Origin of the sequence: Amycolatopsis sp. NPDC049691 (assembly GCF_040675005.1) — a bacterium.
Lineage (GTDB): Bacteria > Actinomycetota > Actinomycetes > Mycobacteriales > Pseudonocardiaceae > Amycolatopsis.
In genome coordinates this window covers 216,401-237,444 of sequence record NZ_JBFANX010000016.1, presented here as the reverse complement: position 1 = coordinate 237,444, position 21,044 = coordinate 216,401, and the positions used below count along the sequence as shown (strand labels likewise).

General features: G+C 69.4%; 16 protein-coding genes. 10 read left to right on the top strand and 6 right to left on the bottom strand.

Annotated elements, in window-relative coordinates; all coding sequences use genetic code 11:
* Positions 1-132 precede the first annotated feature (132 nt).
* From AB0J40_RS32320 to sdhC, 4 genes are read right to left on the bottom strand one after another with little or no spacing between them, the layout of a single operon-like run.
* On the bottom strand, positions 133-903 hold the full coding sequence (locus tag AB0J40_RS32320; RefSeq protein WP_364460496.1) for a succinate dehydrogenase iron-sulfur subunit: 771 nt from the start codon (positions 901-903) through the stop codon (positions 133-135).
* Positions 903-2,657 (bottom strand): succinate dehydrogenase flavoprotein subunit, encoded by a 1,755-nt coding sequence (sdhA, locus tag AB0J40_RS32315; RefSeq protein WP_364460494.1) that lies wholly within the window; start codon positions 2,655-2,657, stop codon positions 903-905. The genes AB0J40_RS32320 and sdhA overlap by 1 nt, the downstream gene beginning before the upstream one ends.
* Positions 2,658-2,676: 19 nt before the next feature.
* Positions 2,677-3,090 (bottom strand): succinate dehydrogenase hydrophobic membrane anchor subunit, encoded by a 414-nt coding sequence (locus AB0J40_RS32310; RefSeq protein WP_003064185.1) that lies wholly within the window; start codon positions 3,088-3,090, stop codon positions 2,677-2,679.
* A gap of 1 nt (position 3,091) precedes the next feature.
* Positions 3,092-3,535 carry a succinate dehydrogenase, cytochrome b556 subunit gene (gene sdhC / locus AB0J40_RS32305; protein ID WP_364460491.1) on the bottom strand — a complete coding sequence of 148 codons (444 nt, stop codon included), beginning with the start codon at positions 3,533-3,535 and terminating at the stop codon, positions 3,092-3,094.
* Positions 3,536-3,929: 394 nt separating this feature from the next.
* Between sdhC and AB0J40_RS32300 the strand changes: the two genes are divergently transcribed.
* From AB0J40_RS32300 to AB0J40_RS32270, 7 genes are all read left to right on the top strand, one after another.
* Positions 3,930-5,921, top strand: coding sequence for an NPCBM/NEW2 domain-containing protein (locus AB0J40_RS32300; RefSeq protein ID WP_364460488.1), 1,992 nt, complete (start codon positions 3,930-3,932; stop codon positions 5,919-5,921).
* Positions 5,922-6,240: 319 nt separating this feature from the next.
* Complete coding sequence (locus tag AB0J40_RS32295; RefSeq protein WP_364460486.1) at positions 6,241-7,386, top strand: BMP family ABC transporter substrate-binding protein; 1,146 nt, start codon at positions 6,241-6,243, stop codon at positions 7,384-7,386.
* Between the two features lie 80 nt (positions 7,387-7,466).
* Complete coding sequence (locus tag AB0J40_RS32290) at positions 7,467-9,038, top strand: ABC transporter ATP-binding protein (protein WP_364460483.1); 1,572 nt, start codon at positions 7,467-7,469, stop codon at positions 9,036-9,038.
* Complete coding sequence (locus tag AB0J40_RS32285) at positions 9,035-10,126, top strand: ABC transporter permease (RefSeq protein ID WP_364460480.1); 1,092 nt, start codon at positions 9,035-9,037, stop codon at positions 10,124-10,126. Before AB0J40_RS32290 ends, AB0J40_RS32285 begins: the two co-directional genes overlap by 4 nt.
* Before the next feature lie 32 nt (positions 10,127-10,158).
* Positions 10,159-11,391, top strand: coding sequence for an ABC transporter permease (locus AB0J40_RS32280; RefSeq protein ID WP_364460538.1), 1,233 nt, complete (start codon positions 10,159-10,161; stop codon positions 11,389-11,391).
* Positions 11,392-11,781: a cytidine deaminase gene (locus AB0J40_RS32275; RefSeq protein WP_364460478.1), complete on the top strand. Its 390-nt coding sequence runs from the start codon at positions 11,392-11,394 to the stop codon at positions 11,779-11,781.
* Entirely contained in the window at positions 11,778-13,055 is a 1,278-nt protein-coding gene (locus AB0J40_RS32270) for a thymidine phosphorylase (protein ID WP_364460475.1), read from the top strand. Before AB0J40_RS32275 ends, AB0J40_RS32270 begins: the two co-directional genes overlap by 4 nt.
* Positions 13,056-13,245: 190 nt before the next feature.
* Here the strand turns inward: AB0J40_RS32270 and AB0J40_RS32265 are convergent, their stop codons facing one another.
* Complete coding sequence (locus AB0J40_RS32265) at positions 13,246-14,334, bottom strand: PA containing protein (RefSeq protein WP_364460472.1); 1,089 nt, start codon at positions 14,332-14,334, stop codon at positions 13,246-13,248.
* A 213-nt stretch (positions 14,335-14,547) separates the two neighbouring features.
* On the opposite strand from AB0J40_RS32265, the gene AB0J40_RS32260 reads away from it, so the two are divergent.
* Positions 14,548-15,642 carry an adenosine deaminase gene (locus AB0J40_RS32260; protein ID WP_364460470.1) on the top strand — a complete coding sequence of 365 codons (1,095 nt, stop codon included), beginning with the start codon at positions 14,548-14,550 and terminating at the stop codon, positions 15,640-15,642.
* Between the two features lie 100 nt (positions 15,643-15,742).
* Entirely contained in the window at positions 15,743-16,954 is a 1,212-nt protein-coding gene (locus tag AB0J40_RS32255) for an MFS transporter (RefSeq protein WP_364460467.1), read from the top strand.
* Positions 16,955-17,128: 174 nt separating this feature from the next.
* Here AB0J40_RS32255 and AB0J40_RS32250 read toward each other — a convergent pair whose 3' ends face one another.
* Entirely contained in the window at positions 17,129-18,382 is a 1,254-nt protein-coding gene (locus tag AB0J40_RS32250; RefSeq protein WP_364460464.1) for a primosomal protein, read from the bottom strand.
* Between the two features lie 147 nt (positions 18,383-18,529).
* On the opposite strand from AB0J40_RS32250, the gene AB0J40_RS32245 reads away from it, so the two are divergent.
* Positions 18,530-21,034 carry a DUF3516 domain-containing protein gene (locus AB0J40_RS32245; protein WP_364460462.1) on the top strand — a complete coding sequence of 835 codons (2,505 nt, stop codon included), beginning with the start codon at positions 18,530-18,532 and terminating at the stop codon, positions 21,032-21,034.
* Positions 21,035-21,044: the final 10 nt, after the last annotated feature.

Here is a 21,044-nt window from a genome sequence, read left to right as displayed (position 1 = left end):
GCTCGGGTTTGTCAAGGCGGGAAAGCGTGCCTTGACAAACCCGAGCGTCGACTTAACTGCAGCTGGGATGAGGGGCGGGGGAGGTCTGGTGACCTCGTGGTCCTCTTGCTCTGCCGGCTGCCCGTTGCCTACTCAGACGCGCTTGAACAGCAGTGCGCGCTTCACTTCCTGGATCGCCTTCGTCACCTGAATCCCCCGGGGGCACGCGTCCGTGCAGTTGAACGTCGTGCGGCAGCGCCACACGCCTTCGCCGTCGTTCAGGATGTCCAGGCGCTCCTCCGCTCCCTCGTCGCGGGAGTCGAAGATGAACCGGTGGGCGTTGACGATTGCCGCCGGGCCGAAGTACGAGCCGTCGTTCCAATACACCGGGCAGGACGATGTGCAGCAGGCGCACAGGATGCACTTCGTCGTGTCGTCGAAGCGGTCGCGGTCCGCCTGGGACTGGATGCGCTCGCGCGTTGGCTCGTTGCCGTACGTGATCAAGTACGGCTTGATCGCCCGGTACGCCTCGAAGAACGGGTCCATGTCGACGTACAGGTCCTTCAACGTCGTCAGGCCCTTGATCGGGGCGATCGTGATCGTGGTCTTCTTGCCGTCCTTCTCCAGCAGGTCCTTCATCAGGACCTTGCACGCCAGGCGGTTGATGCCGTTGATCTGCATCGCGTCGGACCCGCACACGCCGTGCGCGCACGAGCGGCGGAACGAGAACGTCCCGTCGATGTAGTCCTTCACGTAGAACAGCAGGTTCAGCAGCCGGTCGGTGCGCTGCGCCGGGACGTCGTAGGACTCCCAGTGCGGCTCCGAATCCACCTCCGGGTTGAAGCGGAGGATCTTCAGCGTGACCGTGATCGGGGTGTGTTCGTCCGAGGCGGCGGTGGCCGAGTCGGCAGTGGCCGTAGTCATCAGTACTTCCGCTCCATCGGCTCGTAGCGGGTGAAGGTGACCGGCTTGTAGTCCAGCCGGATGTCGGACGACAGCTCCGTGCCCTGCTTGTAGGCCATGGTGTGCCGCATGAAGTTCGTGTCGTCGCGGTTCGGGTAGTCCTCGCGGGCGTGGCCGCCGCGGGACTCCTTGCGCGCCAGCGCGCCCACGACCAGGACCTCGGCCAGCTCCAGCAGGAAGCCCAGCTCGACGGCCTCCAGCAGGTCGGTGTTGTACCGCTTGCCCTTGTCCGCCACCGTGATCCGCTGGTAGCGCTCCTTCAGCGCCTGGACGTCGGTCAATGCCTGCTTCAGCGTGTCCTCGGTCCGGTACACCGACGCGTGCGAGTCCATCGTCTGCTGCATTTCCTTGCGGATGTCGGCGACGCGCTCGTCGCCGTGCTCCGACAGCAGGCCCGCGAGCTGGTCCTCGACCAGCTTGGTCGGGTTCTCCGGCAGCTCGACGTGCTCGTGCGCCAGCGCGTACTCCGCGGCCGCGATGCCGGCGCGGCGGCCGAACACGTTGATGTCGAGCAGCGAGTTCGTGCCCAGCCGGTTCGAGCCGTGCACGGACACGCACGCGACCTCGCCCGCCGCGTACAGGCCGGGGATGACGTTTTCGTTGTCCCGCAACGCTTCGCCGTGCACGTTGGTCGGGATGCCGCCCATCACGTAGTGACAGGTCGGGAACACCGGCACCGGCTCCTTCACCGGGTCGACGCCCAGGTAGGTGCGGGAGAACTCGGTGATGTCCGGCAGCTTGGTCTCGAGGACCTCGACCGGCAGGTGCGTGACGTCGAGGACGACGTAGTCCTTGTTCGGGCCGCACCCGCGGCCCTGCAGCACTTCCTGCACCATCGAGCGCGCCACGATGTCGCGCGGCGCGAGGTCCTTGATGGTGGGGGCGTAGCGCTCCATGAACCGCTCGCCGGAGGCGTTGCGCAGGATCCCGCCCTCGCCGCGGACGGCTTCGGAGATCAGGATGCCCAGGCCCGCGAGGCCGGTCGGGTGGAACTGGAAGAACTCCATGTCCTCCAGCGGGAGGCCCTTGCGGAAGATGATGCCGAGGCCGTCACCGGTGAGGGTGTGCGCGTTCGACGTCGTCTTGAAGATCTTGCCCGCGCCGCCGGTGGCGAACACGATCGACTTCGCCTGGAAGACGTGCAGCTCGCCGGTGGCCAGCTCGTAGGCGACGACGCCGGAGGCGACCGGGTTGCCGTTCTCGTCCTCGGACAGGATCAGGTCGAGCACGTAGAACTCGTTGAAGAACTCCGTGCCGTACTTGACGCAGTTCTGGTACAGCGTCTGGAGGATCATGTGCCCGGTGCGGTCCGCGGCGTAGCAGGCGCGGCGCACCGCGGCCTTGCCGTGGTCACGCGTGTGCCCGCCGAAGCGGCGCTGGTCGATCTTGCCCTCGGGCGTCCGGTTGAACGGCAGGCCCATCTTCTCCAGGTCGAGCACCGCGTCGATGGCCTCCTTGGCCATGATCTCCGCGGCGTCCTGGTCGACGAGGTAGTCGCCGCCCTTGACCGTGTCGAAGGTGTGCCACTCCCAGTTGTCCTCTTCGACGTTCGCCAGCGCGGCGCACATGCCGCCCTGGGCCGCGCCGGTGTGGGACCGGGTCGGGTAGAGCTTGGTGAGGACCGCGGTGCGGGCGCGCTGGCCGGACTCGATGGCCGCGCGCATGCCGGCGCCGCCGGCGCCGACGATCACCACGTCGTACTTGTGGAACTGCATCGAAAAAGTCTCCGTGGCTTCAGTTCGCGGGCATGTTCGGGTCGAAGGTGAAGATCACCATCGTGCCGACGGCCAGGATCAGCACCATCGAGACGTAGAGCAGGATCTTCAGCCAGAACCGCGTGCTGTCCTTGCGCGCGTAGTCGTCGATGATGGTGCGCAGGCCGTTGCCGCCGTGGATCTCGGCGAGCCAGAGCATGGCCAGGTCCCAGAACTGCCAGAACGGCGAGGCCCAGCGGCCGGCGACGAAGCCCCAGTTGATCCGGTGCACACCGCCGTCGAGGATGTTCATGATCAGCAGGTGGCCGAGCACCAGGATGACCAGCGCGAGGCCGGAGATCCGCATGAACAGCCAGCTGTAGAGCTCGAAGTTGCTGCGGCGGGCGGCGGGGCGCTTGGGCGTGCGGGGGTTCGCGAGCGCGAGGTCGGCCATGTCAGTTACCCCCGAAGAGCGTTTCGGCGGTGCGCTTCAGCATGAAGAACGCACCGGGGACCATCACGACGACCCAGACGATGCCGATGACCCACAGCATCGCCTTCTGCAGCTTCGGGCCCTTCGACCAGAAGTCGACCAGCATGACGCGGATGCCGTTGAGCGCGTGGAAGAGGACCGCGCCGACCAGGCCGACCTCCAGGAGGTTCACGATCGGCGTCTTGTAGGTCTCGATGACCTGGTCGTACGTGTTCGGCGACACGCGCACCAGCGCGGTGTCGAGCACGTGCACGAACAGGAAGAAGAATGTGAGCACGCCGGTGATGCGGTGCAGCACCCAGGACCACATGCCGGGGTCACCCCGGTAGAAGGTCCCTTGCCGGCGTGAGGCACCCGCCCGATCGCTCGCGCCTGCCTCGGGGGCAGTGCTCGCCGTGGTGGACATCGGTGAACGGCCTCCAACGTCTGACTGTGCGCCCGGTGGCCGTGAGGTCCGCTGTCGCCGCGGGAACGGCGGCTGTGCCGAGATCAACGTCATCGAGCCTGGATGAATCGGATGCTAGACCCGCACCCGGCACCCGGCTCACCTCCGGGTTCCTGTCTGTGATGGACCAGACACCGGTACCGGCGCACCGCCACCCGGCGGTGTGGCGCAGCGCACTCGGCCGCGCGGCGGTCCCGATCACCGGGCATTGCTGAGGTCAGACCTCTGGGAAATCTGATATCTGATGCATTACGCCAAAAGGCTGGCGAAGTCGGTGAATAGTTGACCAGCGCAGACGCTGTTCCTACTGTCGCTCGCACAGACATCGGACCTTTCACGATGGGGTGACGTTCTGGTGAGACGACTCGGCCTGGTGATCGCCGTCGCGGCCCTGCTGCCCGTGGTGGCGGTCACTCCCGCGCAAGCGCTGCCGGACGGATTGGCGCTGACGCCGCCGATGGGCTTCAACAACTGGAACACGACCGGCTGCGCCGTCGACGAGCAGCTCATCCGCGCCACCGCCGACCTCTTCGTCGACAAAGGACTGAAGGCTGCCGGTTACCAGTATGTGAACGTCGACGACTGCTGGGCGGAGCCGGCGCGGGACGCCGACGGCCGCATGCAGGCGAACAAGGCGCGCTTCCCCAGCGGGATCAAGGCGCTCGCCGACTACGTCCACGCGAAGGGCCTGAAGTTCGGCATCTACACCAGCGCCGGCACGCTGACCTGCGCGAAGACCCAGCCCGGCGCACTGGACCACGAGGACGTCGACGCGCAGACGTTCGCGGACTGGGGCGTCGACTACCTCAAGTACGACAACTGCAACAACCAGGGCCGCCCCGCGCTCGAGCGCTACACGAAGATGCGCGACGCGCTGAAGAAGACGGGCCGCCCGATCGTGTACTCGCTCTGCGAGTGGGGCGAGAACAAGCCGTGGGAGTGGGGCGCGGACGTCGGGCACCTGTGGCGGACCACCGGCGACATCAAGGACAACTGGGCGAAGGTCGTCCAGATCCTCAAGGCGAACGCGCCGCTCGCGCCGTACGCGGGACCCGGCCACTGGAACGATCCCGACATGCTCGAAGTCGGCAACGGCGGCATGACGACCGACGAGTACAAGTCGCACTTCTCGCTGTGGGCGATGATGGCCGCGCCGCTGCTCATCGGCGCCGACCTGCGCAAGGTGTCGCCGGAGAACTTCGACGTCCTGCGCAACACCGAGGTCATCGCGCTCGACCAGGACCGGCGCGGCGTCCAGGCGCGCGTGCTGTCCAACCAGGACGGTCACTGGGTCTTCGCCAAGCCCCTCGCGGACGGCGACGTCGCGGTCGCCCTCTTCAACGAGACGACGTCGAGCGCCGCGATCGGCACCACCGCGGCCGCGATCGGGCTCCCGAAGGCCGCCGGTTATACCGCGCGCGACCTCTGGGCCCACCGCGACCTGCAGACCGCCGGCCGGGTGTCGGCTGTCGTCCCGCCGCACGCGACGGTGGTCTACCGGGTCCACACGGGCGGGGCGTGGCTGCGGGCCGAGCCGCTGGTGAGCACCGGCCTCGAGCTGGCCGCGCCCGTCCCCGGCGTGCCAGGCGAGATCACGCCCGCCGGGAAACCCTTCGAGGTCACGGTGTCCGCGACCGACGAGGCCCGCGTCCCGGTGTTCGACCCGCGCGTCACGCTCACCGCGCCCGCCGGGTGGCACGTCGAGCAGCTGGCGCGGCCCCGGGAGTTCGTGCTGGGGACCGGTGACACGGCGGCCGGGCGCTGGCGCGTGACCCCGCCGGCCGGCACCGAAGGCACGACGGCGGTCCTGCGCGGCGGCGTCACCTATCGGGCCCTCGGCTTCGGGCAGGTGAGCTGGGCCGGCACCCAGCAGCTGACCGTGCCGGCGGCACCGCCGGGCGCGCCGGCGTGGGCGAGCGACCTGCGCTGGGCGGCCGAGAAGAACGGCTACGGCCCGGTCGAGCGCGACATGTCCAACGGCAGCATCCCGGCGGGCGACGGCAAGCCGCTGACGATCAACGGCGTGGTCTACCCCAAGGGCCTCGGGGCGCACGCACCCAGCGAAGTCGTCTTCTACCTGGGCGGCCGCTGCACGGCGTTCACCGCGGATGTCGGCGTCGACGACGAACGCGAGGCGACGAACAAGCAGGGCTCGACGACGTTCGAGGTCTACGCGGACGGGGTGAAGGCGGCCTCGACGGGCCTGCGGACGTGGCAGGACCCGGCGCTGCCGGTGGCGGCCGACCTGCACGGCGCGCAGTACCTGCGGCTGGTGGTCACCGACGGCGGCGACGGCAATTCCTACGACCGCGCGGACTGGGCCGCCGCCCGGCTCACCTGCGCCTGAATGGCCGCCCTCTCAAAGAGTGAACGGAGTGGCCCACTCCTCGGTCATTCCGGCACACTCCGTGACACGAAACGGCATTTCGACCGTGTCGTCGGCTTCGACGTCGCCGAAAGTAGCGCCGGGCATGCTCGATGATCACGTTCGGTGTCCAGTTCGTCGCGCGCAAGACTCCTGAGTAAACGTTTGTGTTACGTAGCGTGCCTTTCCTATGGCGCATTCCTGTCCGTTGGGTACGGTCTGGCGGTCGACCCGGCAGTGGGCCGGGTCGTGCCCTGATCGTCCGCTGGATCAGCGGGGAGGGAGAAACACGTTGCGTCGCATGCGTGGAACCGCGCTGGCCGCCGCGGCCATGGCCGGGGTGCTCGTCCTGGCCGGGTGCGCCAAGGACTCCGGCGGTGGTAACAGCTCGAACAACACCGCGGCCTCGTCGGGTGGCGGCTCGGACTGCGTCACCGCGCAGAAGCCGCCCGCGGCGCCCGCCGCCGCCAGCAGCTCGACCGCCGCCGGGGCGAAGGTCGACGGCAGCAAGCTGAAGATCGGCCTGGCCTTCGACGTCGGCGGCCGGGGTGACGCGTCGTTCAACGACGCCGCCGCCGCGGGTACCGACAAGGCGAAGTCCGACCTCGGCGTGACGACGGTCAGCGAGAGCACCGCCTCCGCCAGCGAGGCCGAGTCGGCCAAGCAGCAGCGCCTCGACCAGATGGCCTCCTCGGGCCTGAACCCGATCATCGCGGTCGGCTTCGCCTACGCGCCGTCGGTCAAGGTCGTCGCGGCGAAGTACCCGAACACCAAGTTCGCGATCGTCGACGACGACTCGATCACGCTGCCGAACGTGACGCCGCTGGTCTTCGCCGAGGAGCAGGGCTCGTTCCTGGCCGGCGTCGCCGCCGCGTACAAGAGCAAGAACTGCCACATCGGCTTCGTCGGCGGTGTCAACACCCCGCTGATCCAGAAGTTCGAGGCCGGCTTCCTGCAGGGCGCGAAGACGGTTTCGTCCAAGATCAAGATCGAGGACGAGTACCTGACCCCGGCCGGTGACTTCTCCGGGTTCCAGGACCCGCCGAAGGGCAACGCGAAGGCCGCGGCCGAGATCGCCAAGGGCGCGGACGTCATCTACCACGCCGCGGGCGCCTCGGGTAAGGGCGTCTTCGACGCGGCGAAGGCGGGCAACGCGCTGGCCATCGGCGTCGACTCCGACCAGTACAACCAGAAGACCGTCGAGGCCGACAAGGACGTCATCATCACGTCCATGCTCAAGCGCGTCGACGTTGCCGTGTTCGACTACATCCAGGCCGTCGCCAAGGGTGACCTGAGCGGCATGCCGAAGCGGTTCGACCTCAAGGTCGACGGCGTCGGCTACGCCACCTCCGGCGGCAAGGTCGACGACATCAAGGACGTCCTCGACGGCTACAAGGCCCAGATCATCTCGGGCGCGATCACCGTTTCGGACAAGCCGCAGAAGTAGCTGAAGAACGCGTCGGGGCTCGGAGGATTTTTCCTCCGGGCCCCTCACGCGTTTGGACGAGATATGGAATTCTCCCGCCCATGAGCACAGCCGAGGCCCCGGCCGAGGCCGTCCCCGACCGGGGCGTCCCCGCCGTCCAGCTGACCGGGATCACCAAGCGGTTCCCCGGCGTGGTAGCCAACTCCGACGTCAACCTCACCGTCGCCGCGGGCGAGGTGCACGCCATCTGTGGCGAGAACGGCGCCGGCAAGTCCACCCTGATGAAGATCCTCTACGGCATGCAGCCGCCGGACGAGGGCTCGATCGCGATCAACGGCGAAGAGGTGAAGCTGCGCAACCCGCAGGACGCCATCCGCGCCGGCATCGGCATGGTGCACCAGCACTTCATGCTGGCCGACAACCTCACGGTCGGCGAGAACGTGTTCCTCGGCGCCGAGGCGCTGCACGGCATCGGCCGCGCCGCCCGCGCCCGGCTGGCCGAGCTCGCCGAGCGGACCGGGCTGCACGCGAAGCCCGACACGCTGCTCGAAGAGCTGGGCGTCGCCGACCGCCAGCGCGTCGAGATCGTCAAGGTGCTCTACCGCGGGGCGAAGATCATCATCCTGGACGAGCCGACCGCGGTCCTCGTGCCGCAGGAGGTCGACGCGCTGTTCGCGACCGTCCGGGAGATGAAGGCCGACGGCTACACGTTCCTCTTCATCTCGCACAAGCTCGACGAGGTGCGCGCGATCGCCGACACCGTCACGGTGATCCGGCGCGGCACCACCGTCGGCACGGCCGACCCGAAGACCATCACCTCGCGGCAGCTCGCGGAGATGATGGTCGGCTCGGAACTGCCCAGCCCGGAGACCCGCGAGTCCACGGTCACCGACCGGGACGTGCTGCGGCTGACCGGCCTGACGCTCGGCGCCGAGGGCTCGGACCGCAACGCGCTCGACGACGTCACCTTCACCGTGCACGCGGGCGAGGTGCTCGGCGTCGCCGGTGTCGAGGGCAACGGCCAGACCGAGCTCGTCGAGACGATCATGGGCATGCGCAAGCCGACCGGCGGCACCATCGAGCTGGTGGACGCCGACGGCAAGGCGCGCGACCTCACCAAGGCGGGCACGCTCGCGCGGCGCGAGGCCGGCATCGGCTACATCGCCGAGGACCGCACCCGGCACAGCCTGCTGCTCACGCAACCGTTGTGGGTCAACCGGATCCTCGGCTACCAGACCCGCGAACCGGTCTCCAAAGGACAGTTGCTCGACATCGCGGGCGCCCGCGCGGACACCGAGCGGATCGTGCGCGACTACGACGTCCGCACGCCCGGCATCGACGTCCCGGCGGCGGCCCTCTCGGGCGGCAACCAGCAGAAGCTGATCGTGGGGCGGGAGCTCTCGGGCAACCCCGTGCTGCTCATCGCGTCGCACCCGACGCGCGGGGTCGACGTCGGCGCGCAGGCGCTGATCTGGGAGAACATCCGCCAGGCCCGCGCGGCCGGCCTCGCCGTGCTGCTCATCTCCGCCGACCTGGACGAGCTGATCGGCCTGTCGGACACGATCCGCGTCATGCTGCGCGGGCGGCTCGTCACCGAGGCCGACCCTGCCACCGTGACGCCGCAGGAACTGGGCTCGGCGATGACCGGCGCCGGAGAAGGTGACGAAGAATGACGTCCTGGCGCACGAAACTGCTGCCGCCGCTGCTGGCGATCGTCTTCGCCGTGCTGCTGTCGGCGATCGCGCTGATCATCTCCGGGGCCGACCCGCTGCAGGCGTACGGCACGATGATCGGCCAGATGTTCAAGGGCTCGACCGCGGTCGACACCGTGAACCTCGCGACCGTGTACTACCTGTCCGGGCTCGCGGTCGCCATCGGCTTCCAGATGAACCTCTTCAACATCGGGGTCGAGGGCCAGTACCGGTTCGCCGCCGTCGTCGCCGCCATCGCGGGCGGTGCGATGAAGCTGCCGCCGGTCATCCACGTCCTCGCGATCCTGGTGGTCGCGGTCGTCGCGGGCATGGCGTACGCGGCGGTGCCGGCGATCCTCAAGGTGACCCGCGGGGTCAGCGAGGTCATCTCGACGATCATGCTCAACGCGATCGTCGCCGGCATCATCGCGTTCCTCATCAACGCCGACCAGTTCGGCGTGCAGACCGGCAACAACATCGGCACCCGCGTGATCGAGCCGTCGGGCCGGATCCCGGGCATCCCGCTCGGCTCGGGCACGCTCTTCGGGTTCGTCTTCATCGCCGCGATCGTCGGTGGCGCGTACTGGTTCATGCTCAACCGCACGCGGTTCGGCTTCGAGCTCAAGGCGTCCGGCGAATCGACCACCGCGGCCGCCGCCGGTGGGGTCAACGCCAAGAAGATGACGCTCATCGCGATGCTGCTCTCCGGTGGCGTGGCCGGCCTGGTCGCCATGCCGGAGCTGCTCGGCCGCGACTACACCTACGGCATCACCGCGACCCAGATGTACGGCTTCACCGGCATCGCGGTCGCGCTGCTGGGCCGCAACCACCCCGGCGGCATCGCGCTCGGCGCGCTGCTGTGGGCGTTCCTCGACACCTCCGCGGTGTCGCTGGAGCAGATCAACGTGTCCAAGGAGATCGCGACGATCATGCAGGGCATCATCGTGCTGTCGGTCGTCGTGGCGTACGAAGTCGTGCGCCGGGCCGACCTCGCGGCCGAACAACGCAGGGTGGGCCGCGCGCTCGCCGGCCGCAAGGGTTCCTCGGTCGCCGAAGGGGGTGCGGTGTGATCACCGACGTCGCTCCCGAATCCGGCTCGACGATGCCGGTGCAGCGCCGCCGCCGGGGCCGGGTCCCCGGCTGGCTGCGCGGCGTGATCTGGGCCGTGGTCGCCATCGCCGTCATCTCGACGGCGTCGTACTCCACCGGCGTCGCCGCGCTGACGTCGTCGAACACCGCTTCGACGGCCTTGCGCCTGGCGCTGCCGATCCTGTTGTGCGCGCTCGGCGGGCTCTGGGCCGAACGCGCGGGCGTGGTCAACATCGGGCTCGAGGGCATGATGATCCTCGGGACCTGGGGCGCCGCTTGGGGTTCGTACAACGGCGGCGTGTGGGCCGGGCTGATCTCCGCGATCGTGTTCGGCGCGCTGGGCGGGCTGCTGCACGCCGTGGCGACGGTGACGTTCAACGTCAACCACATCGTCTCCGGTGTCGCGATCAACCTGCTCGGCCTGGGCGTCACGAAGTACCTGGCGAACCTGATCTTCGCGCCGATCTCCGGCAACCCGCGGCAGTCGCCGGTGGTGCCGAAGTTCGACACGTACTCGGCGACGTTCCTTTCGGACTGGCTGGGCGACCTGGAGAAGGAGCAGCGCGTCGGGATCTCCGACGTCGCCGGCATCCTGCGCGGGCTGGTCACCGAGGTGGCGCCGTTGACGATGATCGCGATCGTCCTCGTCCCGGTCAGCTTCTGGGTGCTCTGGCGGACCCGGTTCGGCCTGCGGCTGCGCTCGTGCGGCGAGAACCCGGTCGCCGCGGAGTCCCTTGGCGTCAACGTGTACCTGCACAAGTACGTCGCCGTCGTGATCTCCGGCGCGTTCGCCGGCATGGGCGGCGCGTCCCTGGTGCTGCTGCGCGGCGGCGCGGACTACCTGGAGAACCAGACCAACGGCCGCGGGTACATCGGTCTCGCGGCGATGATCTTCGGCAACTGGCGGCCGGGCGGCCTGCTCGGCGGCGCGGCGCTGTTCGGCTACGCGGACGGCCTGCAGCTGGCCGGCGGCGGCGAAGCGGTGCTCGCGCTGCTGTACGGCGCGGTGATCCTGGTCGGCGTGATCGTCGTCGTGCAGCTGTTCCGGCGGCAGTGGATCGCGGCCGGGCTCGGCGTCGTCGGCGCGGGCGTGCTGTACGCGATCTACTGGTCGAACGACACGCTGCCGTCCGACCTGATCCCGTACACCGCGCACTTCGTGACGCTGATCGTGCTGGCGGTGGCTTCGCAGCGGCTGCGGCCGCCGAAGGCCGACGGGCAGCCGTACCGGCGAGGGGAGGACTGAGTGTCTACTGTGGATTGGGATGCTCTGCGCTCCCAGGCGATCGAAGCGGCTTCCCATGCGTACGCGCCTTATTCGGGCCTGCACGTCGGGGTCGCCGGGATCGTCGACGACGGCCGGGTCGTGACCGGGTGCAACGTCGAAAACGCTTCCTACGGGCTCGGGCTGTGCGCGGAGTGCACGATGGCCGGGCAGCTCCGGCTGTCCGGCGGCGGGCGGCTGGTCGCCGTGGCCTGTCGTTCCGGTGCCGGTGACCTGCTGATGCCGTGCGGGCGCTGCCGGCAGATCCTGTTCGAGCTGGGTGGATCTGCTTGTCTGGTGGACACTCCGCGTGGCGTGCTGCCGATGTCCGAGGTCCTGCCGGACGCCTTCGGCCCGGACGACCTGCCGTGAGCGCGTTCGCGGCGGTCGACGTCATCCGGACGAAGCGGGATGGCGGGACGCTTTCGGACGAGCAGATCGACTGGGTCGTCGACGCGTACACGCGCGGGGTCGTGGCCGAAGAGCAGATGTCGGCGCTGGCGATGGCGATCTTCCTGAACGGGATGACTTCGGCGGAGATCTCGCGGTGGACGCACGCGATGATCGCGTCGGGGGAGCGGCTGGCGCTTTCGGTGTCGCGCCCGACGGTGGACAAGCACTCGACGGGCGGGGTTGGCGACAAGATCACGCTGCCGCTGGCGCCGCTGGTGGCGGCGTGCGGCGCGGCGGTACCGCAGCTGTCCGGGCGCGGGCTCGGCCACACCGGCGGCACGCTCGACAAGCTGGAGTCGATCCCGGGCTGGCGGGCCGCACTGTCCACTTCGGAGATCCAGGCGCAGCTGGAAGACGTCGGCGCGGTGGTCTGCGCGGCGACGTCCGGGCTGGCCCCGGCGGACAAGAAGCTCTACGCGCTGCGGGACGTGACGTCCACAGTGGAATCGATCCCCCTGATCGCCAGCTCGATCATGAGCAAGAAGATCGCGGAAGGCGCGTCCGGGCTGGTCCTGGACGTGAAGTTCGGGTCCGGCGCGTTCATGAAGACGCTCGACCAGGCGCGGTCGCTGGCCTCGGCGCTGACGTCGATCGGCGCCGACCACGGCGTCCCGACGACGGCGTTGCTGACCGACATGAACGTCCCGCTGGGCCGGGCGGTCGGGAACGCGGTGGAGGTCGCGGAGTCGGTTTCCGTGCTCCAGGGCGGCGGTCCGGCGGACGTCGTCGAGCTGACGCTGGCGCTGGCCCGGGAGATGCTGGCCCTCGCGGGTCTGGAGGTGGACCCGGCGGCGGTGCTGGCTTCGGGCGAGGCGTACGAGACGTGGTGCCGGATGATCTCCGCCCAGGGCGGCGACCCGGCGGCGCCGCTGCCGACGCCTTCGCACGTCCATGTGGTGTCGGCGCCTTCGTCGGGAGTGCTGGCTTCGCTGGACGCGTACGCGGTGGGTGTCGCGGCGTGGCGGCTGGGCGCGGGCCGGGCCCGCAAGGAGGACCCGGTCCAGGCCGCGGCGGGCGTGCTCTGCCTGGCCAAGCCCGGCGACGCCGTCTCCGAGGGCGAGCCGCTGCTGGAGCTGCACACGGATACCCCGGAAGCGGTTTCGGCGGCCTTGGCGGCGTTGGAGGGCGGATTTTCGGTCGCTGACTCGGCTCCGGAGCCGGGACCGATCGTGCGGGAGACGATCCGCAGGTAGCTGTGAGGATCGTCGCGAAGATGATCACCCGACCGAGTGACCTCGGGAGTCGCTTCCCGAGGTGACCGAGCCCAGCCGCCCGGAACTGTCGGTGGTGCTCGATAAGCTGGAAGACGGGGGCCGGAGGCTCGCCCCAAGCATGAGAAGGCCCCCACCGGAACCCGGCGGGGGCCTTCCTCGCAGATGAGAGCTACTCCGTGGCTTCTTCCGAGCCCTCGGCCTTGGCCTTCGTGTCGGCCGGCTTCGGGGCGCGGCCGTTGCGGGAGCTGCGGCGCGGCTGGCGCGGGGCCGGCGGGGGCGGGGCGATCTGCTGGACGGCCGGGCCGCCGCCGAGCATCAGCTCCGCGAACGTCGCCATCGCCTCGTCGAGCTGGCCGCCGATGCGGCGGACGCTCTCGTCGTTGCTCTTGCGGACCAGCGTGTCCACCGAGTCGGTGTCCGGCTGCTTGGCCAGCGTGCCCTCGACCTTCGCCAGGCCGCTCTTCACCGCGCCGTCGAGGTCGCCGAGGCTCGACAGGAAGCCGTCCTCCACCTTGTCGAGGCGCGACGCCAGGTCGTCGAGGCGGGTGGTGACCGTCTCGAGCCGGTTGCCCAGGTTCTCCAGGCGGTCCGAGGCGTCGATCATCTCGCCGGTCTCGGTCAGCGCCGTCTTGAGCGCCTCGGTGTTCGCGCCGATCCGCTCCTTGGTGGCGCGGTCCAGCTCGTCGACCTTCGCGCGCAGCTCGTGGTCGGCGGTGTCGACGCGCTCGCGCAGCGTCGACTCGGCCTGCTCGATCCGCTCGCGGACCGGGCCGTGCACCGACTGCGGCAGCGAGTCGAGCTTGGTGTCCTGCTTGTCGAGGTGGCCGCCCAGCTCGTCGAGCCGGCGGTGGATGTTCTGGAGCTTGTCCTCGAGCCCGTCCATCCGCCCGGCGACGCCCTCGAAGCGCGCGGCGACGCCGTCGAGACGGCCGTCGAGCTGCGCGAAGGGCTTCGCGAGCTTGTCCGGGAGGGCTTCGATCGCGCGGGTCAGCGCCGCGATGGCGTTGTCCTGGGCTTCGAGGCGGGACATCGCCTCGTCGAGGCGCTCGGCCAGGACGCCGACCTCGGTGCGGTCGGGCATCTCGGACAGCCGCTTGCGGACCGCGCCCAGCGAGTCCACCGGCGCGAGGCGGGCGTAGATGTCGTCGAGCGCGTCGAAGATCTGCTGCTGCTCGCTCTCACGCACTTCGGCCGCGCGCACCAGCATGTTGCGCATCCGGTCGAAGGACGGGGCGGCAATGTGGTTGTCAGTGGTCACTGCTGTGTGTCCTTCGTCGGCGGGGAAATGGAGGGACGTGCCACGAAGCTTATCGATTGGAAAAATTGCTGTCTGTATGGCCCCCGTGAAGAGCCTATTGCGGAGGCTGCCCCCGGATGGCCGATTCGTCGCCTGATCGTCAACGCTGAGGGTTAGCCCGAGCCTGAGACTTACGGCCATGTAGGGGAATGACAACGAGGTTACCGTTGGGGGATGCCTGACGAAAGCCCTGTTCTGACCAGCGAGACACTCCGCCGCGCGCCCAAGGTCCTCCTGCACGACCACCTGGACGGCGGCCTCCGCCCGGCCACCGTCGCCGAGCTCGCCGAGGCCACCAGTTATGCCGGTCTGCCCACCACCGACCCGGCCGAGCTGGGCAGCTGGTTCCGCCGGGCGGCCGACTCCGGCTCACTCGTTTCCTACCTCGAGACCTTCGCCCACACGTGCGGCGTGATGCAAACGGAGGAAGCGCTGGTCAGGGTCGCCGCGGAGGCGGTGGAGGACCTGGCCGCCGACGGCGTCGTCTACGCCGAGGTGCGCTACGCACCGGAGTTGTTCGTCGAACGCGGTCTGTCACTCGATGCGGTGGTCGAGGCCGTCCAGGCGGGGTTCACGGAGGGCGCACGCCGGGTCGCCGCGAACGGCGGCAGCATCCGCGTCGGGACGTTGCTCTGCGCGATGCGCCAGCACGCCCGCGCCCTCGAGATCGCGAACCTGGCCGTCCGCTACCGGGACGCCGGCGTCGTGGGGTTCGACATCGCCGGGCCCGAAGACGGATTCCCGCCGACCCGCAATCTCGACGCTTTCGAGTATTTGCGGCAGAACAATGCGCATTTCACCATTCACGCCGGAGAAGCGTTCGGGTTGCCGTCCATTTGGGAGGCGATTCAGCATTGCGGCGCCGAGCGGCTCGGGCACGGCGTGCGGATCGTCGAGGACGTCAAGACCGACGCGGACGGCACGGTCCACCTTGGACGGTTGGCCGCGTACGTCCGCGACCGCCGCATCCCGCTGGAGATCTGCCCGACGTCGAACGTCCAAACAGGCACGGTCCGCTCGATCGCCGAGCACCCGCTCGCCCTGCTCAAGCGGCTGCGCTTCCGGGTGACCGTGAACACGGACAACCGGCTGATGAGCGGATGCACGATGACCAGCGAATTCACCACTCTGCACGAGACCTTCGGGTACGGCCTCGACGACTTCCGGTGGTTCACGATCAACGCGATGAAATCCGCGTTCATCGATTTCGACGCCCGGCTCGCGCTGATCGACGACGTCATCAAGCCCGGGTACGCCGCACTGGCCTGACGTTACCGCTTCGGACCGCAACTCGCTTGCGGTCCTTAGCCATGCCAACTATCGTTCAATATGTAGGAAGTGATTCCCATAATTTGAGACGGTGAGGATGATGGCGCAGGTCGCTGGCGGTACGGGTGAGCAGGTGCACGCGAGTTCACGGCGGTGGCTCATCCTCGCGCTCGGCCTCGCCGCGCAGACCGCGAGCTGCTCGTTCCTCTACGGCATCCCGTTCCTGGTCCCGGCGATGCAGACCGACCAGGGACTGTCGCTGGCCCAGGCCGGCACGGTCGTTGCGGCTCCGAGCATCGGGCTCCTGTTCACCCTGATCGTGTGGGGCGCGGCTGCAGACCGTTACGGAGAGCGCCTGATCATGGCCCTCGGGCTGGGGGCCTCGGGGTTACTCCTGGTGTACGCCGGGGTCGGAACTCACCCGGTCGGGCTGCTCTTTGGGGTGTTCTTGGCGGCCGGAGCGTGTACGGCTTCGGTGAACGCGGCGAGCGGTCGCGTCGTGATGGGCTGGTTCGCGAAGTCCGAGCGGGGCGTGGCGATGGGGATCCGCCAGACGGCCCAGCCGCTCGGCGTCGGGGTCGCGGCGCTGGGGCTGCCGCCGCTGGCCGCGCACTTCGGGTTCCGCGCGGCGGTGCTGCTGCCGGCGGGGCTGGCGATCGTCGTCGCGCTGCTGGTGGCCTGGCTGGTGACGGACCCGCCGCGGCCGCCTCGGGTGGCCGGCGGGGTCAAGCCGCCGTCGCCGTACCGGCACGCGACGCTGTGGCGGGTCCACGGCGCGAGCGCGCTGCTGGTGGTGCCGCAGTTCGCGGTGTCGGCGTTCGCGCCGGTCTACCTGGTGGCGGTGCAGCACTGGAGCCCGTTGTCGGCGGGCTGGTACCTGGCGGCGGTCCAGGTGCTGGGTGCGGCGGGCCGGCTCGGGTCGGGCTGGTGGTCCGACCGCGCCGGCAGCCGGCTGGGGCCGATGCGTCAGCTGGCCGTGCTGAGCTGCCTGGTGATGCTGCTGGTGGCCTTGGGCGACGCGACCTGGCCGTGGCTGGTCCTGCTGGCGCTGGCCCTGGCGGGGATCATCACGGTGGCGGACAACGGGCTGGGGTTCACGGCCTCGGCGGAGCTGGCGGGCCTGGCGTGGTCGGGCCGCGCGATGGGGACGCAGAACACGGGGCAGAACATCGCGGCATCGCTGACCCCGCCGCTGCTGGGACTGGTGATCGGCGACAGCCGCTACGCACTGGCGTTCTGCGTGGCGGCGGTGTTCCCGGCGCTGGCGGTGCTGGTGGTCCCGGTCCGCGCGGAGCACACCTCGGACGACTGAGGCCGGCCGGCTCGCGGGGGCGCCCCCCGTCTCCAGCGTATCGGTGGGCTCCGACGGAATCCGGCTGTTCGCGAGCCGGGTGGGCGCACTTGTCCACATCGCGCCCGAGCTGTGGACCAACACGACGAAGGCCGCCTCCCCAACCCGGGGGAAGCGGCCTTCGCGGGAAAGAACTCAGGCGACCGTCAGCCGGTTCTCGAAGCCCTCGACGAGCTTCCGCCAAGCGCTCTGCTCCGCGTCGAACGGCGCCGACGGCTCCAGGCGCGTCGGGTCCGGGCGCAGCACGAACGACACCAGCCAGCCCAGGCTCTCGTTGCCCGCCAGCGCCGTCTCGGCCGAGTCGTCGCCCGCCCAGTCCGCCGCGTCCGTGATCAGCTCGACCGCCAGCTCCAGCTGGTTCGGGTCGATCGCCTCCGGGCCCTCCGCGATGTCCGCGTCCAGGCCCGTCAGCACGTACGTGTTCTCCGGGTCGACCTCGATCTCCAGCTCGCCCGCCGTCGCCTTGGCCAGGACCTCGTCCCACGTGGACACGTCCGCGAGGTCCGTGTCGGCCAGGTCCTTGCCGTCGGCCAGCGCGCGGGCCAGAGCCTTCTCCGACGTGAACACGTCGATCTCGCCCTCGCTGCCGAGGAACACCGGGCTGTCGTCGAGGTAGCAGCGCAGCGTGTAGTACTCCGCGCCGGAGGTGATGATCTTGATCGGGTCGATGCCCACCTCGGCCCAGAAGCCGACCGGGCCCTCTTCTTCCTCGTCGTCTTCGGAAGCCGAGTCCAAGGCCTCCAGGTCCTCTTCGCCCTCGGCGCCGGCCTCGGCCTCCGCGGACTCCTCGTGGAACGCCGCCAGCTCCTCGGCCGTCTGCTCGAGGACCTTCTCGTCGACGTCCGGCACCGTCACCAGGCCGTCGATCGCGTCCAGCACGGTGTCCCACTTCTGCGACACCGTCTCGGACAGGTCGTTCCACACCTGGACCCCGACGCTCCCGGTGAACGGGAGGGTGCCCTGGTCCAGCAGCGAGAAGCCCTCGGTCGAGTCGAGGATCTCGTGCACCTCTTCGAGGTCGCAGACGTCCGCGAGCGACCGCACGATGCCGACGATCTCCGCCAGCTCGGCGATGTGCCAGACGTCCGGCTCCTCGGCGACGAGCTCGGGCACGCCGACGAGGTCGTACGTGTGGTCCTCGTCCGGGATCAGCTCCGGCACGTTCAGCGACGGCACCGCGTCCCACGCCGGGTGGTCGAGCAGGTCGTGCCGCTCCGACGTGCGGACGAAGGCGGCCAGGTGCGCGGCGTCCGGGAAGGCGTACAGGTCGTCCTCGTCGCCGAGGAACGCTTCCCACTCCTCGCCGTCTTCCCGCCAGCGCGGGGCCCACAGGGTGACGACGTCGCCCTGCGGCAGCCCGAGTTCGATCGGGATGATGTCCTGTGCCATTCCTAAGCCCTCCGGAGTACCGCCCGTGTGCGCGCGACACCGTATCTCCCGGTCGAAGCGCGGTAACGCGAAGCCTACGGGTTTACCACGCGCGATGCGATCGCCCCTGCCGACTTTGCGACGAGCGGATGGCACGATGGACCTCTGATGACTCTTACAGACCTCCTGCCTGCGGATCCCGACCCCGACGCCCTGTTCGAAGCGTTCACGACCTGGACGGCCGACCGGGGCATCGAGCTGTACCCGGCGCAGGAGGAGGCGGTGATGGAGGTCGTCTCCGGATCGAACGTCATCCTCTCGACGCCGACCGGCTCCGGGAAGAGCCTCGTCGCCGTCGGCGCGCACTTCACCGCGCTCGCCCAGGGCCGCCGCAGCTACTACACCGCGCCCATCAAAGCCCTCGTCTCGGAGAAGTTCTTCCAGCTCATCGAGATCTTCGGGGCCGACAACGTCGGGATGATGACGGGTGACTCCAGCGTCAACCCGGACGCCCCGATCATCTGCTGCACGGCCGAAATCCTGGCGAACATCGCGTTGCGGTTCGGTGCCGACGCCCCCGTCGGGCAGGTCGTGGCCGACGAGTTCCACTTCTACTCCGAGCCCGACCGCGGCTGGGCCTGGCAGGTGCCGCTGCTCGAACTGCCGAAGGCCCAGTTCGTCCTGATGTCGGCGACCCTGGGCGACGTGTCCTTCTTCGAGAAGGACCTCACCCGCCGCACCGGCAAGCCGACCGCCGTCGTCACGTCGGCGCAGCGCCCGGTGCCGCTGACCTTCCGGTACGCGCTCACGCCGCTGCACGAGACCATGTCCGAGCTGCTCAACGGCGGTCAGGCGCCCGTCTACGTCGTGCACTTCTCGCAGGCCGCGGCCATCGAGCGGGCGCAGACGCTGATGAGCATCAACGTCACGACGAAGGCCGAGAAGGAGTCCATCGCCGAGCTGATCGGCGACTTCCGGTTCTCCGCCGGCTTCGGCAAGACGCTCTCGCGGCTGGTCCGCCACGGCATCGGCGTCCACCACGCCGGCATGCTGCCCAAGTACCGCCGATTGGTCGAGACCTTGGCGCAGTCCGGGCTGCTGAAGGTGATCTGCGGGACCGACACACTCGGCGTCGGCATCAACGTGCCGATCCGGACGGTCGTGTTCTCGGCGCTGACCAAGTACGACGGCGTCCGCCAGCGCCACCTCAAGGCGCGCGAGTTCCACCAGATCGCCGGCCGCGCCGGGCGGGCGGGCTACGACACCGACGGCTACGTCGTCGTGCAGGCGCCCGACCACGTCGTCGAGAACGCGAAGGCGCTGGAGAAGGCGGGCGACGACCCGAAGAAGAAAAAGAAGATCGTCCGGAAGAAGGCGCCGGAGGGGTTCGTCAACTGGACCGAGAGCACGTTCGACCGGCTCATCGCGGCCGACCCCGAGCCGCTCACGTCCAGCTTCAAGGTGACGCACTCGATGCTGCTGAACGTGATTTCGCGGCCGGGCAACGCCTTCGACTCGATGCGCCACCTCCTGGAGGACAACCACGAGGACCGCGCGTCGCAGCGCAAGCTGATCCTGCGCGCCATCGCGATCTACCGCGCGCTGCTCGCCGCCGGCGTCGTCGAGCGGCTGTCCGAACCGGACGAGCAGGGCCGGATCATCCGGCTCACCGTCGACCTGCAGTTCGACTTCGCGCTCAACCAGCCCCTTTCGCCGTTCGCGCTCGCCGCGATCGAGCTGCTGGACCTGGAGTCGCCGTCGTACCCGCTCGACGTCGTGTCCGTTGTGGAATCCACTGTGGACGACCCGCGGCCGGTGCTGTCGCAGCAGCAGTTCAAGGCCCGCGGCGAGGCCGTGAACGCGATGAAGGCCGAGGGCATCGAGTACGACGAGCGGATGGCGCTGCTCGAGAACGTCACGTACCCGAAGCCACTGGAGGAGCTGCTGCAGGCGGCGTTCCACAGCTACCGGCAGGGCCACCCGTGGGTCGCCGACTACGAGCTGTCGCCGAAGTCCGTGGTGCGCGACATGTACGAGCGCGCGATGAACTTCGTCGAGTACATCGGGTTCTACCAGCTCGCGCGGTCGGAGGGCCTGGTGCTGCGCTACCTCGCCGACACCTACGACGCGCTGCGTCACACGGTGCCCGACGAGGCCAAGACCGAGCCGCTGCAGGACCTCATCGAGTGGCTCGGCGAGCTCGTCCGGCAGGTCGACTCGAGCCTCCTGGACGAGTGGGAGGCGCTGCGGCACCCGTCCGAAGAAGGGCCGGTGTCGCACCGGCCGCCTTCGGCGCCCCCGGCGGTCACCCGCAACGAACGCGCGTTCCGCGTGCTGGTGCGCAACGAGCTGTTCCGCCGCGTCGAGCTGTTCGCGCGGCGGGCGTGGTCGGTGCTCGGCGAGCTGGACGCGGCGTCCGGCTGGGACGCCGAGGCCTGGGAAGACGCGATCGAGGACTACTTCGAGGAGTACGACTCGCTCGGCACCGGCCCGGACGCGCGCGGCCCGAAGCTGCTGATGATCGAGCAGCAGCCGGACGTCTGGAAGGTCCGCCAGATCTTCGACGACCCGGCGGGCGACCACGACTGGGGCATCAGCGCGGAGGTCGACCTGGCCGCCTCCGACGAGGCCGGGATGGCCGTGGTGCGCGTGACCGACGTGGGCGCGCACTGATTGTTGCGAT

Excerpts from the sequence above, each read along its gene's own strand:
- AB0J40_RS32320 (WP_364460496.1), bottom strand. The coding sequence starts at position 903 with ATGACTACGGCCACTGCCGACTCGGCCACCGCCGCCTCGGACGAACAC.
- sdhA (WP_364460494.1), bottom strand. The coding sequence starts at position 2,657 with ATGCAGTTCCACAAGTACGACGTGGTGATCGTCGGCGCCGGCGGCGCC.
- AB0J40_RS32310 (WP_003064185.1), bottom strand. The coding sequence starts at position 3,090 with ATGGCCGACCTCGCGCTCGCGAACCCCCGCACGCCCAAGCGCCCCGCC.
- sdhC (WP_364460491.1), bottom strand. The coding sequence starts at position 3,535 with ATGTCCACCACGGCGAGCACTGCCCCCGAGGCAGGCGCGAGCGATCGG.
- AB0J40_RS32295 (WP_364460486.1), top strand. The coding sequence starts at position 6,241 with ATGCGTGGAACCGCGCTGGCCGCCGCGGCCATGGCCGGGGTGCTCGTC.
- AB0J40_RS32290 (WP_364460483.1), top strand. The coding sequence starts at position 7,467 with ATGAGCACAGCCGAGGCCCCGGCCGAGGCCGTCCCCGACCGGGGCGTC.
- AB0J40_RS32285 (WP_364460480.1), top strand. The coding sequence starts at position 9,035 with ATGACGTCCTGGCGCACGAAACTGCTGCCGCCGCTGCTGGCGATCGTC.
- AB0J40_RS32280 (WP_364460538.1), top strand. The coding sequence starts at position 10,159 with ATGCCGGTGCAGCGCCGCCGCCGGGGCCGGGTCCCCGGCTGGCTGCGC.
- AB0J40_RS32260 (WP_364460470.1), top strand. The coding sequence starts at position 14,548 with ATGCCTGACGAAAGCCCTGTTCTGACCAGCGAGACACTCCGCCGCGCG.
- AB0J40_RS32255 (WP_364460467.1), top strand. The coding sequence starts at position 15,743 with ATGGCGCAGGTCGCTGGCGGTACGGGTGAGCAGGTGCACGCGAGTTCA.
- AB0J40_RS32250 (WP_364460464.1), bottom strand. The coding sequence starts at position 18,382 with ATGGCACAGGACATCATCCCGATCGAACTCGGGCTGCCGCAGGGCGAC.
- AB0J40_RS32245 (WP_364460462.1), top strand. The coding sequence starts at position 18,530 with ATGACTCTTACAGACCTCCTGCCTGCGGATCCCGACCCCGACGCCCTG.